Annotated in this window: 13 protein-coding genes and 1 tRNA gene; 6 read left to right on the top strand and 8 right to left on the bottom strand. The window is 34.1% G+C overall.

Going from position 1 to position 14,170, the window contains the following annotated elements; genetic code table 11:
- Positions 1-100: 100 nt before the first annotated feature.
- From MUN68_RS14965 to trxA, 6 genes are all read right to left on the bottom strand, one after another.
- Complete coding sequence (locus MUN68_RS14965; protein ID WP_249993426.1) at positions 101-274, bottom strand: hypothetical protein; 174 nt, start codon at positions 272-274, stop codon at positions 101-103.
- A 337-nt stretch (positions 275-611) separates the two neighbouring features.
- Positions 612-1,124, bottom strand: coding sequence for a hypothetical protein (locus MUN68_RS14970; RefSeq protein WP_249993424.1), 513 nt, complete (start codon positions 1,122-1,124; stop codon positions 612-614).
- Between the two features lie 316 nt (positions 1,125-1,440).
- Positions 1,441-1,514 (bottom strand) — tRNA-Asp (locus MUN68_RS14975).
- A 77-nt stretch (positions 1,515-1,591) separates the two neighbouring features.
- Positions 1,592-2,521: a DUF58 domain-containing protein gene (locus MUN68_RS14980; protein WP_249993422.1), complete on the bottom strand. Its 930-nt coding sequence runs from the start codon at positions 2,519-2,521 to the stop codon at positions 1,592-1,594.
- A gap of 4 nt (positions 2,522-2,525) precedes the next feature.
- Positions 2,526-3,071 (bottom strand): ClpP family protease, encoded by a 546-nt coding sequence (locus MUN68_RS14985; protein ID WP_249993420.1) that lies wholly within the window; start codon positions 3,069-3,071, stop codon positions 2,526-2,528.
- A 90-nt stretch (positions 3,072-3,161) separates the two neighbouring features.
- Positions 3,162-3,479 (bottom strand): thioredoxin, encoded by a 318-nt coding sequence (gene trxA / locus MUN68_RS14990; RefSeq protein ID WP_249993418.1) that lies wholly within the window; start codon positions 3,477-3,479, stop codon positions 3,162-3,164.
- Positions 3,480-3,837: 358 nt separating this feature from the next.
- Between trxA and MUN68_RS14995 the strand changes: the two genes are divergently transcribed.
- The gene (locus tag MUN68_RS14995; RefSeq protein WP_249993416.1) at positions 3,838-4,251 is read left to right on the top strand and encodes an SRPBCC family protein; all 414 of its coding nucleotides are present in this window, start codon (positions 3,838-3,840) and stop codon (positions 4,249-4,251) included.
- Between the two features lie 7 nt (positions 4,252-4,258).
- Complete coding sequence (locus MUN68_RS15000; protein WP_249993415.1) at positions 4,259-4,585, top strand: ArsR/SmtB family transcription factor; 327 nt, start codon at positions 4,259-4,261, stop codon at positions 4,583-4,585.
- 100 nt (positions 4,586-4,685) lie between these two features.
- Here MUN68_RS15000 and dnaE read toward each other — a convergent pair whose 3' ends face one another.
- Positions 4,686-9,074 (bottom strand): DNA polymerase III subunit alpha, encoded by a 4,389-nt coding sequence (gene dnaE, locus MUN68_RS15005; protein WP_249993413.1) that lies wholly within the window; start codon positions 9,072-9,074, stop codon positions 4,686-4,688.
- A 167-nt stretch (positions 9,075-9,241) separates the two neighbouring features.
- Positions 9,242-10,660, bottom strand: coding sequence for a DUF6252 family protein (locus tag MUN68_RS15010; RefSeq protein WP_249993411.1), 1,419 nt, complete (start codon positions 10,658-10,660; stop codon positions 9,242-9,244).
- Positions 10,661-10,854: 194 nt separating this feature from the next.
- On the opposite strand from MUN68_RS15010, the gene MUN68_RS15015 reads away from it, so the two are divergent.
- The 4 genes from MUN68_RS15015 to MUN68_RS15030 all read left to right on the top strand — a co-directional run bounded on the left by MUN68_RS15015 (position 10,855) and on the right by MUN68_RS15030 (position 14,112).
- A complete protein-coding gene (locus tag MUN68_RS15015; protein WP_249993409.1) occupies positions 10,855-11,376 on the top strand; it encodes a 30S ribosomal protein S16 in 522 nt (173 codons plus the stop codon).
- A gap of 73 nt (positions 11,377-11,449) precedes the next feature.
- On the top strand, positions 11,450-11,983 hold the full coding sequence (gene rimM, locus MUN68_RS15020; RefSeq protein ID WP_249993406.1) for a ribosome maturation factor RimM: 534 nt from the start codon (positions 11,450-11,452) through the stop codon (positions 11,981-11,983).
- 80 nt (positions 11,984-12,063) lie between these two features.
- Complete coding sequence (locus tag MUN68_RS15025) at positions 12,064-12,777, top strand: tRNA1(Val) (adenine(37)-N6)-methyltransferase (RefSeq protein ID WP_249993404.1); 714 nt, start codon at positions 12,064-12,066, stop codon at positions 12,775-12,777.
- Between the two features lie 156 nt (positions 12,778-12,933).
- A complete protein-coding gene (locus MUN68_RS15030; RefSeq protein WP_249993402.1) occupies positions 12,934-14,112 on the top strand; it encodes an acyl-CoA dehydrogenase family protein in 1,179 nt (392 codons plus the stop codon).
- Positions 14,113-14,170: the final 58 nt, after the last annotated feature.

The raw sequence follows: 14,170 nt of genomic DNA on the forward strand, positions 1-14,170 counted from the left end.
TTTAAAAAAAGATTAAAAGAGAAATACATCTAGCAAATAGGCTAAAAACAAAAAGCCCTTATTATACATAAGAGCTTTTTGTAAATTCTATAAAAAGAGCCTAGTTACCTGAAGGCTTTAGTTTTTTTGTTTTTACATGAGCTAACAAATCATATTGACTTTGTGTCTTGTAAGTAGGTTGATCATTATCTGCAATAACAGTATCACTACTCTGTCCTGAAACAGTTAACAATACTACGGCTAATAATAAAAATGCGATTTTTAGGGTTTTCATTGGTTTTAATATTTAGGGTTATATAAAAATTCTTAGTTGTTAATAATTAAACAGCATCAAAAAATGCCAGTCGAGGGAAGAATGGATTATTAACTTAAACACAGGAGTACCTGTCAAAAAATTTAAAACTTCTGAGGGAATTTAAACGCACAAATGCATTTAAAAATAAAATGGATTATTAAAATTACCTTGATAAGTGATTTAGGGGCTTAAGAAGGACTGTAAACATACTGCAATTTTATCTATCAACAAAAATAAATCAGTTTAAATGTATCATTTTACCGATTAAATGCATTTTTTGACATAAAAATTGCTGATTAAGTGTTAATAAGTCCGATTATTGGATATTTGAATTAAAAGGAGCTGCGTCTTGATTATCTGGAGTACCATCTAAATCTGAATCCCTAACATCATCAGAAATAACCATAAGTTGCCAATGGATAGGCAAAAAAGTATTCATAACTAATTTATTGTATTCAGCAGTAAGCCCAGAAGCTGAACTAACAGACACAAATGTATTTCCCAAACCTGACATAAAATGAGTTTGTATGATAACAACTGCTGTGAAATCACCAAATTCAATGAGTCTTGAGCTAAAAGTAGTTTGAAACCCAAACTCATTTGAAACAAAATCTTCTCCACAAATAATTTGTCCAGGAGCATTAAAACCATGAGCTGACTTTATGCGAGTGACCTCAAAATCAATAATATTACCAATAGGAACTAATCCTTGAAAAGAAGCTGAAGGTATATATCTCCATGTAGCATTTCCATCCATTCGAGTAACATCTACTCCTATTGCAGTAGTTTGTGGATCAGTAATTTCTAGGGCAGTATAACCTTCTGGCATCGTAAACCCTAAAGCAGGATATTGTGGATGAATAAACTGAAGTCCTGGATTTGCTATAGTTGGAATTTCAGTTAAAGGTGTTGATGAATTGTTTTAAATTACATCGGAATGATCTAGAAATGTCATCTCAAAATTGCCATAAAACAAAAAAGCATCCCAATTTTCAATTAAGAAAAAAGGAAAGCTTCTCATCGGTAAGAACTCAACAACATTGAGTTTCTCACAACGTCTCAGATTTCTCTGAGAACAACACAACTTCTTTTTATTGCTTAAAAAAAGCTTCAATTTCTTGAAGCTTTAGTTTTGCAATTTTTAGCGGTCTGGACGGGACTCGAACCCGCGACCTTCGCCGTGACAGGGCGACATTCTAACCAACTGAACTACCAGACCGTTGCTTTATTGCGAGGGCAAATATACATTGCATTTTTAATATCACAAACCTTTTTTTAAGATTTTTGATAAAATTTTTAAATAAATTTTTGACGCTCTACCATGTAAGTCGTTAGGATCTTATCAAATGGTTGATTGATGTCTGCCTCTACATATTTAATTTGATACTGTAAACACTTTAGCCTAATGGATTTAAAATAATCATTCACAGCGGTTTCATAACCATCCTTAACAGTATCTGGATATAAATTGATGTACTCATTAGTTTCAACATCAATAAAGCGTTTAGGTGCATTATCAAAATCAAACTTTAATTCTTTCTCCTTATCAATCACATGAAATAAGACAACTTCATGCTTATTATGCTTTAAATGTCTCAAAGCTTCAAATATTTTTACATCATCTGTAGACGTTTGAAACATATCTGTAAAAAAGAAGATTAAAGAACGTCTATGTATGTTTTCTGCTATCTGATGTAAATAGGTGTATGTTTCTGTTTGTTTATTAATTGGTTTAGAAACTACTGTATTACTTAATTGACTTAATAACATTTGGTGATGACGCTCGCTTCCTTTTTCAGGCGCATAATAATCATAAGCATCACTATAAATACTCAATCCTACTGCATCACGTTGCTTTTTTAAGATATGCATTAGCGATGCTGATGCTAAAGCAGAAAAAGCAATCTTATTCAAACTTGAAATACTGAAATTGCTCATTTCAGGATAATGCATCGAGCTACTATTATCTATAATAAGATGACAACGTAAATTGGTTTCATCATCATAACGTTTGGTATAAAGCTTATCGGTTTTGGCATATAGTTTCCAATCAATATGACGCGTACTTTCGCCTTGGTTGTATATTTTATGTTCAGCAAACTCTGCAGAAAATCCATGAAACGGACTCTTATGCATTCCAGCAATAAACCCTTCAACAACTTGTTTTGCAAGAAGCTCCAAATTTTTAAAACCTCCAGCCTTATTGAGTTCTGCTTGTAAATTCATTGGTTTATTCTAAAATACCATCAACAATTCCATAAGCTTTAGATTCCTCAGCTCCCATCCAATGGTCACGATTAAAATCTTTGATCACCTTATCAAAATCTTGTCCGCAATTATCAGCCAAAATCTTTGCACTTAATTCTTTTGTTTTTAAAATTTCTTGAGCTGTAATTTCAATATCACTTGCTTGACCACGAGCGCCTCCACTTGGCTGATGAATCATCACACGAGCATGAGGCTGTATAAAACGCTTTCCTTTTGTTCCAACGGATAATAATATCGATCCCATTGATGCTGCCAATCCTGTACAGATTGTTGAAACATCACTATTTAAAGATTGTATACAATCGTACATCGCAAATCCAGATGTTACATAACCTCCTGGACTGTTAATATATAACTGAATATCTTTTGTTTCTAATGCATCTAAATACATCAATCTATCAATGACGTGCTTTGCAGATTTATCATCTACCATTCCCCAAAGAAATACTTTTCGGTCTTCTAATAACTTACTATCTATTTTATCTTGTGCTTTTGCTTGCTTGCTCATATCTATTTTTTCTTAGACTTAATATTAGCTAAAAATAAAAAAAGGTTTACCACAATGGCAAACCTTTTATCATTTCTTTTAGATTATATCTTACAATAAAGCATCGATAGCTTCAGTATAAGCATTTTTAGGTGCTACGCCTACTTGACGTCCTACAACCTCTCCGTTTTGAAATACCAAAACTGTTGGGATATTACGTACACCATACTTAGCAGCAAACTCTTGATTTGCATCAACATCTACTTTACCTACAACAGCTTTACCATCGTATTCTGTACTTATTTCGTCAATGATTGGTCCAACCATTCTACATGGTCCACACCAAGCAGCCCAAAAATCAACCACTACTGGTTTATCACTCTTTAATACTGTTTCTTCAAACGTTGCATCTGTTATTTCTAATGCCATAATTATATGTTCTAAATGTGTTTAACTTCGTTTTAATACACAAAATTAGTCATTTTTTTTACTAAACCTTACAATCACAGTATTCGTTTTTATTATGAAGTTATTGAATGCTTGTATAGTTAAGGACTTGGGCACATCTCTTAATACCTACAAGGTTTTCAAAACCTTGCAGGAAACGAGACCAGGCTTTCACTACTCGCTCTCTTCGAGGAGCTCAAACATATAGCCTGCGCTGAGCGCAGTCGAAGCGTTCAATCCTTTGTGCAAATTCAATATGCAACCAAAAAGTTGCGTGTTAAAATAATTTACTTTACTTTAGCACTCACAAAACTAAGTATTAATCAAAAATCGAACAATTATGAGGGACACAATCACAAAAGAAAAAATCTTTAATCATCCAATAGAGAAAGTTTGGGATGCCATTTCAAAAGCGGAAGAAATCTCAACATGGTTTATTCAAGCCGATTTCAAAGCCGAAAAAGGCTATCAATATACTTTTACTTCAGAAGTGAATGAAAAAGGTTGCACAACGATTAGCGGAACCATTAAAGAAGCAACTCCTTATGTTTTAGTATACACTTGGATTGTTGCAGATACTAACGTAGAAACAACAGTCACTTGGACTTTAGAAACTGTTGCAGAAGGCACAAAATTACATTTAGAACATTCAGGGATTTCAAACTATGCTGGAGATACAGCCATTGCAATGTTTGAAAGTTTTAATGGTGGATGGAATGGTTGTATCAATCAACTAACAGACTATTTAAAATAAAAGCTTGATGCAAGATAGAATCACACAATTATTTAAAGCTATTGCAGATCCAACAAGGCGTGACATTTTTCACGCCTTAGTGATTGCGAGTTCGGCATTATCTATTACTCAAATTTCAAATCAGTTTGAAATTAGCCGACAAGGTGTCACCAAACACATCAAGACTTTAGAAGACGCTGGCTTAATTCATTTAGACAATCAAGGTCGAGAACGCTTTTGTTATGCGAATGCAAAACCGCTTAAAGAACTCAACAAATGGATGAAATTCTACGAGCAATTCTGGGATGATTCACTTGATAATTTAGACAGTTATCTAGATAATAAAACAGTTTAGATACTAATTGTAGAAATTTAACTAAAAAAAACCTTTCGACTGCGCTCAAGGTGACATTGTTATGTATTTGAATGTGTTTAACAACTAGATAAATGTTACATTAATTCAACTTATAGTAAACATCATCATTCTCTAGTTCTTGTAAAAGTTCTTGAGAAATCTTGACTTTTTGTTTTCTACTTGGTAAGTTCAATTTTATTTCCTCTTCATTATCGTAGATTACAAAATTAAGTGCATGATTGCCTTCATGAATTCTAAACAACTCTTGAAGTTTTGTAATTCGTTGTTCTTTTAAGTCATTAATATTAAGCTGAATTGACAACTTCTTAGCATAAGTATCCATGACATCATGTAGTAATTGAAAACTATTAAATTGCAATCTTGGATCACTCTTTTTACCTGTATCACGATTTACCCAACCTTCTCTAACATAAGACTTCACATAAACAAAACTATTCTTTACCAAGAAATGACGATACTTTAGATAGTCTTCTCCAAAAATTCTAAACTCGTAATTATCTGTATAATCTTCAACCATAAATAGTGCCCAACCTTTACCTTGCTTGCTCACACGATGTTGCACATCTGTAACGACACCTCCAAAGGTTATTTCACGATTCACATAATTTTCCATTTCATTAAAAAGTGCCAAACTACCATTACAAAATGTTTTCATCTCCACTTTAAAATCATCTAATGGATGTCCAGAAATATAAACACCTACAACTTCCTTTTCCTGAGCCAATTTTTCCATAGTTCCCCATTCTTCACAAGGTGGAACTATAGGCTCATCAATTTGAACTTCGCTAGTTGCTCCAAACAAACTGACTTGTGCTGAATTTTCATTCTCTTGATGTTTTGCTCCATACTTAATCGCCTTTTCTAAGAAGGTAATTCCGTCACCATCATCATGAAAATATTGTGCACGATGCGCTTCTCCAAATCCATCAAAACCACCAGCTAAGGCTAAATTTTCAAAGGCTTTTTTATTTGCAGCACGAAGATCAATACGTTTTGATAAGTCAAAAATGGATTTAAAATGACCATCTTTTTTCCTGTTTTCAACAATGGTCATTACTGCACCATGACCAACACCTTTGATGGCTCCCATTCCGAAGCGAACAGCATAATCTTGATTTACCGAAAACTTATAATACGATTCATTAACATCTGGACCTAAAACATCCAATCGCATACGTTTGCATTCTTCCATAAAGAAGGTGACTTGCTTGATATCATTCATATTATTAGACAATACAGCTGCCATATATTCTGCAGGATAATGTGCTTTTAAATAGGCTGTTTGATAAGCAATCCATGCATAACATGTAGAGTGCGATTTATTAAAAGCATAACTCGCAAAGGCTTCCCAATCTTTCCAAACTTTTTCAAGAACCTTAGCATCATGACCTTTTGCACTTGCTTGCTCAATAAATTTTGGCTTCATTTTATCCAGAACCGCAATTTGCTTTTTACCCATCGCTTTACGAAGTACATCGGCTTCACCTTTGGTAAAATCAGCCAACTTTTGCGACAAGAGCATTACTTGCTCTTGGTAGACTGTAATTCCGTAAGTTTCTTTGAGGTATTCTTCCATTGCTGGCAAGTCATACTCAATGTCTTCATCACCATGTTTACGTCTTGTAAAACTTGGAATATACTCCATAGGACCAGGACGATACAAAGCGTTCATAGCAATTAAATCTTCAAACACTGTAGGTTTTAATTCTTTTAAATGCTTTTGCATTCCAGGAGATTCATATTGGAACACACCAACCGTTTCACCTTTTTGGAATAACTCATAGGTTTTCTCATCATCTAACGGAAAACTATCAGGATCTAATAAAATATCGTGTTTTGCTTTTACAATTTTAACCGTATCCTTGATTAATGTCAAGGTTTTCAGTCCTAAGAAATCCATTTTCAGTAAACCAGCATCTTCAACCACAGAGTTATCAAACTGAGTGACGTATAAATCGGAATCTTTTGCCAATGCAACAGGAACAAATTTAGTAATATCATCTGGAGTAATAATCACACCACAAGCATGAATACCAGTATTTCTGACTGAACCTTCAAGCGATCTTGCAAGGTTTACTGTTTCAGCATCTAGACCTTCTCCATCTGCAATATTGAGTAACTCATTGACTTTTTCTAAATCTTCAGCTCTAAACTTCTTACCTAATTCTTTTTCATCAAGTCCAAAAATCTTATTCAGTTTGGACATCGTTGGAATCAACTTCGCAATACGATCAGCTTCAAATAATGGCAAATCTAAAACTCTAGCAGTATCTCGAATAGATGACTTTGCGGCCATCGTTCCGTAAGTAATAATTTGTGCTACTTGACTGCTTCCATATTTTTCAATCACATAATCCATGACGCGACTTCGACCTTCATCATCAAAATCAATATCAATATCAGGCATACTTACACGATCAGGATTTAAGAAGCGCTCAAAAAGCAAATCATACTTTAAAGGATCAATATTTGTAATCCAAAGACAATACGCGACGACAGATCCTGCAGCCGAACCACGACCTGGACCAACCGAAACATCCATCTTTCTAGCTTCGCGAATAAAATCTTCAACAATTAAAAAGTAACCAGGATACCCTGTATTTTCAATAACGCTCAACTCAAAATCGAGACGTTCTACAACCTCTTCAGAAAGGTCTTCACCATAACGCTTTTTTGCCCCTTGAAACGTTAAGTGTTTAAGGAATTTATTTTCACCTCGCTTTCCTCCATCTGCTATATCGGCATCATCTTTAAACTCCTCTGGAATATCAAACGCAGGCAATAATACATCACGAGCCAATTGGAAAGCTTCAACCTTATCTACAACCTCTTGAATATTTTTTATTGCCTCTGGAATATCTCGAAACAGAGCTTTCATCTCTTCCGAAGATTTGAAGTAATATTCTTGATTGGGCAAACCAAAACGATAACCTCTTCCTCGACCAATTGGAGTGGCTTGTTTTTCCCCTTCTTTTACACACAATAAAATATCATGTGCATTTGCATCTTCTTGTTTACAGTAATATGTATTATTAGTCGCAACTAACTTTACATCATGTTTTTTGGCCAGTTTTATTAAAACTGGGTTAACTCTATTTTCATCTTCTTGAGTATGTCGCATAAGCTCCACATACAAATCATCTCCAAATTCTTGTTTCCACCAAATTAAGGCTTCTTCAGCTTGATTTTCTCCAACATTTAATACTTTACTTGGCACTTCTCCATACAAGTTTCCTGTTAAGCAAATAAGATCTTCTTTGTATTGTTGAATGAGTTTTTTATCAATTCGTGGCAAGTAGTAAAATCCGTCAACAAAGGCATGAGAAGATAACTTTGCCAAGTTATGGTAGCCCTTTTTATTTTTAGCAATTAATACAATTTGATAACCGTTATCTTTTCGAGTTTTATCTGAATGATCTTCACACACAAAAAACTCACAACCAATAATAGGTTTCATTTCTTTTAAATCTGAAACTTCACCTTTCTCTTCAGCTTCAGCTACTTTAGTTTTTACAGATTTATTATAATTATTGACCGCTTTTACAAAATGGAAAGCTCCCATCATATTAGCATGATCTGTCAACGCAACTGCAGGCATATTTTGTTCGGCAGCTACAGCGACTAAATCTGAAACACTAATAGTCGATTGTAATACTGAAAACTGAGAATGGTTATGAAGGTGTACAAAATCGACATCTGCTAGACCTGAAATATTCTGGCTTATTTCTGCTTCGGAAATATCTGAAGTTTGTGACTTTTGTAGTCTGTCATTAATTTTAGCACTTTCCTTTTTGAGGTTGATGTGCTTTAATCCAATGAGTTGAATGGCTTGTGGATTATTCTCATTAAAATTCTGAAAATAATCAGGCTGAACATCTAACTGTTCCTTTGTATATTCTCCTAGACGAAGTAATTCAAAAAAGCAACGCGTTGTTGCCTCTACATCTGCAGTTGCATTGTGAGCTTCAGCAAAAGGCTTGTTGAATAAAAACTGATGCAACTCAGTTAAAGTCGGTAATTTAAACTTTCCGTAACGACCTCCAGGAATTTGACAAAGTGATGCTGTGTGTTCTGTACACGTATCTAAAACAGGAAGCTCTTGAAGTTGATTTGCAGTCGCTGAACGTACAAATTCAGCTCCCATTATATTAAGGTCGAATTTCACATTCTGACCAACAACAAATTTTGTTTTAGACAATGCACTGTTGAATTTCTCAAGAACGTCCTGAAGAGAAACACCTTGCTCTTGAGCTAGCTCAGTCGAAATTCCGTGAATCTTTTCAGCGTCATAAGGAATATTAAATCCATCTGGTTGCACTAAATAATCTTGATGATCAATACAGTTGCCCATTTCGTCATGGAGTTGCCAAGCAATTTGAATACATCTAGGCCAATTATCAACATCTGTAATTGGTGCATCCCAACGCTTTGGTAATCCTGTAGTTTCGGTATCGAAGATTAAATACATGTATTTTTATTTCAATTTAGATCTAAACTTTCCGAAGAAAAACTTGAAAAGTTAGTCCATAAAAATACAAAGAAACTCCACTTGGATAAAGGGAAAGTTATGAACAGTTTTAAACAAAAAAGGTCAGCTTAAGAAAGCTGACCTTTTATATTATTCTATAAGAAAATCTATATGTTATCTAAATAATCTGGAACACCATCCATATCAGTATCAACAGCATCATTAGGATCGCCATCCATATTAGGATCTGCATTTTCATTTGCAGTTAATAGTCCGTCACCATCATCATCATCATCTAAATAATCATCCTGACCATTTGCATCTGTATCTCCAAATCCAGTTTCATACAGCGTAAATATGCCATCGCCATCATCGTCGTTATCTAAGTAATTAGATATGCCATCGCCATCTGTATCACCAACTTCATTTTGTGTTAATATGCCATCACCATCATCATCATTGTCTAAATAATCAACATCCATATCACCATCTGTATCTAATGGGTTTCCATCTACATCTTTAGCTTCGTCGATAGTTAAAATACCATCACCATCGTCATCTTCGTCTAAATAATTAAAAATACCGTCGCCATCTGTATCATCGTCAAATACACCATCTCCATTAAAATCTTCAAAAATATTTGGCACACCATCTCCATCATCATCTCCACAATTTAATTCATCCAATTCTAATTGTATACTTCCGTCTGGATCTCCACAAAAATCAATCTGTTCTTGCAAATACAATTGGTAATTTATGCATGCTAATATGTAATTTCCAATAGTAGCATTTTCTTCTTCGGCTTCTGCAGTATTTCTATTATCTTCTGCAATTTCACATGGAAAAACACAACCATTCAAAGCATCTATTCTACTTTGTAAAGCTCCATCGATATCTCCACAATATGACCTTTGTGTTTCTAATGCTAAAGCTAGAATATTACAAGCATTAATATAATCAGTGCTATTTATATACATTAATTCTGAAGCAGTAGTGCTATTAAAAGCAGCTTGAGCTAAATCCGTTTGTTCTTCTGCATCAATACATGTAAAAACTACAGAAGGAATATTTCCAGAAGTTAAAGGCACTCTATAAAATATACCACCATTAACAGGATCATCAGTAGGTGTATCGGGATTTTGATTTGTAACACCTCCAAAATTCACCACTTTCAAACCAGTAGGATCAAAAGCATTAAATCTAAACGTACCTGTAAATGTCCTATTTGCAATCTTATCCAAATTAATTTCACCATATTCAGGATATAATGTTACACTTGGATCTGGTCTATTATTTGTTGAATACACGGTTCCATCTCCAGCTGTAAATCGCGCTTCCATTGAATCCACATCTCCTAAAGTATAAGTTCCTACTGCAACCGAAGGAATTCTAAGTTCTAAAGTCTCAACATTATTTCCTCCAGTGATCGTTAAATATCCATTGATATCTATTGAAGCATTAAAATATTCAGCTCTCCAGAGCACATAATCTTTATTTCCCTGTATTGATGGTGAATTAAATTCAACCTCATCTCCACAACTTGCAAAGGTTAATATTGTTATGAGAAGTATAGATAGTCTTTTCATCGATTTTAATTTTTCTTCCTCTAAAATAAAAATGAGGCACATTTTTGGGTAAATATAACGTTTTAGAACTTCCAAAAGTATAATAAAATTTCAATATTACTTAATTTCAAATAAAATGTTCTAAATAAAATAATTGTATTATCTTTGCGCTCTCATTAATAATAGAGGTCGCGAACCTCACTAATTAATTAAATATGTCAGTTAAAATTAGATTACAAAGACACGGTAAAAAAGGAAAACCTTACTACTGGATCGTAGCAGCAGATGCAAGATCAAAAAGAGATGGTAAATACTTAGAAAAATTAGGTGCTTACAATCCAAACACGAATCCAGCAACTGTTGAATTAAACGTTGATGGTGCAGTACAATGGTTACAGAATGGTGCACAACCAACTGATACAGCCAGAGCAATTTTATCTTACAAAGGTGCGATGCTTAAAAATCACCTAGCTGGTGGTGTTGCAAAAGGTGCTTTAACTGAAGAGCAAGCTGAAGCTAAATTCAACGCTTGGTTAGATGAAAAAGCAACTAAAGTAATGGCTAAAGAAGCTGGTTTATCTGAAGCTCAAGCGAAAGCAAAAGCGGATGCATTAGCAGCTGAAAAAGCAGTTAATGAAGCAAGAATAGCAGCTGCAACTCCTATTGTTGAAGAAGAAGTAGCTGAAGAAGCAAAAGCTGAAGGTGAAGAAGTAACAGCTTCAAACGAAGAAGAATAGAAATTTATTTTTTATACTTTTAAACTCCGATACTATGTGTCGGAGTTTTTTTATGAAATAAATCAATTATAGTATGAATAAAAAAGATTGCTTCTTTCTTGGTAAAATTGTCAAAAAATACAGCTTTAAAGGTGAATTATTGGTCAAATTAGACACTGACGACCCTCAGTTATATGAAAACATGGAATCTGTTTTTATAGAAGTGCGGAATAACCTTGTACCGTTTTTTATTGAATCATCCCAACTTCACAAATCTGAATTATTACGAATTAAATTTGAAGATGTAGATACTGAAGAAGATGCAGACGCTCTTATGAAAAGTGGATTGTATTTACCTCTTGAATTTTTACCAAAATTAGAGGATGATAAATTCTACTTTCATGAAATCATCGGTTTTAAAGTTGAAGATAAAAATTTTGGTTATGTAGGCATCATTACTTCGGTGAATGACTCTACTGCGCAATCCTTATTCGAAATAGATAGAGAAGGTACAGAAATATTAATTCCAATGAATGATGAATTTATTTCTAAAGTTGATAAGATCAATAAAACCATTTTTGTGGATACTCCTGAAGGTTTGATAGATTTGTATTTAGAAGAAGACTAGTTATTCTTCATGCTAAATTCATTTCAGCATCACACATAAAATAATGAGATCCTTAAAACAAATTCAGGATGACCAAACAGATGAACAAACCTTTCCAATTCAAACAGTTCTCAGTCAACCAAAATCAATGTGCCATGAAAATTGGTACTGATGGTGTATTATTGGGTTCTTGGACTTCAATTGAAACCAATCCATTTTCAGTATTAGATATTGGAGCTGGAACTGGAATTTTATCATTAATGCTAGCACAACGAAGTCATGCTCAAGTTATAGAAGCCATAGAAATTGATGATTCAGCTTATGAGCAATGCGTAGACAACTTTGAACAATCCCCTTGGAATGATCGACTGTTTTGTTATCATGCTTCACTTGAAGAATTTGCGGAAGAAATCGAAGATAAATACGACTTGATTATTTGCAATCCGCCTTTTTATGCTGAAGATTATAGAACCGAAAACTCACAACGTGATTTGGCTCGATTTCAAGATGCAATGCCTTTTGAGCATATACTAGAAAGTGTATTAACGTTACTTGATCAAGATGGTATATTTTCTGTAGTTATTCCTTATTCAGAAGAAACAAAATTCATTGCATTAGCTTCAAAAATATCACTTTTCCCAAAGCGAATTACACAGGTAAAAGGTTCGCCTTCTTCAGAAACTAAACGCAGCCTTTTAGAGTTTTCATTTTTACAAACTAACACTGAAATTTCAGAATTGATTATTGAAACCTCACGTCACAACTACACAGAAGATTACATCAATTTGACGAAGGATTTTTATTTGAAAATGTAGTTTTAAGAAAACGTTTTCGTTATTTTTGACACATAATGGTATTTTAAAAAACTAATTGACAATTTTAGTGTTATTGTAACACATCTAAAAACATTTCATAATGACTTGAGCGTAAGCGACAGCATTTGATAGTTAAAAAATAATAAAACATAACAGATGAAACCAGATTTATTCGAAGCACCAGATTATTACAATCTTGACGAATTACTTTCCGAAGAACATAAATTAGTGCGTGATGCAGCCAGAGATTGGGTAAAACGTGATGTTTCTCCAATTATTGAAGAGTATGCTCAAAAAGCAGAATTCCCAACACAGATTGTTAGTGGTTTAGCTGAAATAGGAGCTTTCGGACCTTATATTCCTGTTGAATATGGAGGTGCTGGATTGGACCAAATTTCTTACGGATTAATCATGCAAGAAATTGAACGTGGCGACTCAGGTGTTAGAAGTACAGCTTCAGTACAATCGTCTTTAGTCATGTATCCTATTTGGAAATATGGTAGCGAAGAACAACGTCAAAAATACTTACCAAAACTAGCTTCTGGAGAATGGATTGGTTCTTTTGGATTAACGGAACCTGATCATGGTTCTAATCCAGGAGGCATGGTAACCAACTTTAAAGATATGGGAGATCATTATCTTTTAAATGGTGCTAAAATGTGGATTTCAAATTCACCTTTTTGTCAAGTCGCAGTGGTTTGGGCAAAAAATGAAGAAGGACGTATTCACGGACTAATTGTTGAACGTGGTATGGAAGGCTTCTCTACACCAGAAACACATAATAAATGGTCGCTTAGAGCTTCTGCTACAGGTGAGCTTATCTTTGATAATGTCAAAGTACCTAAAGAAAACTTATTACCAAACAAATCAGGTCTTGGAGCTCCTTTAGGTTGTTTAGATTCTGCACGTTTTGGTATTGCTTGGGGAGCGATTGGAGCTGCAATGGATTGCTACGATACTGCTCTTAGATATAGTAAAGAACGTATGCAATTTGGAAAACCTATTGGACAATTTCAATTGCAACAAAAGAAATTAGCTGAGATGATTACCGAAATTACCAAAGCTCAATTATTAGCGTGGAGACTTGGTGTAATGCGTGAAAATGGAACAGCAACCTCTGCTCAAATTTCAATGGCGAAACGAAACAATGTCGATATGGCTTTAAAAATTGCTCGTGACTCAAGACAAATGCTAGGTGGTATGGGAATTTCTGGTGAATATTCAATCATGAGACATATGATGAACCTTGAAAGTGTAGTCACTTACGAAGGTACTCACGATATTCATTTATTGATTACTGGTTTAGATGTTACTGGCCTAAACGCCTTCAAATGAGCCTAAGGCTCTTTTTGGTATCTCACTCAAACGAAATCGTTACAAGAGTTATTTAAAC

The sequence above is a fragment of the Psychroserpens ponticola genome (assembly GCF_023556315.2).
Taxonomy (GTDB): Bacteria; Bacteroidota; Bacteroidia; order Flavobacteriales; family Flavobacteriaceae; genus Psychroserpens; species Psychroserpens ponticola.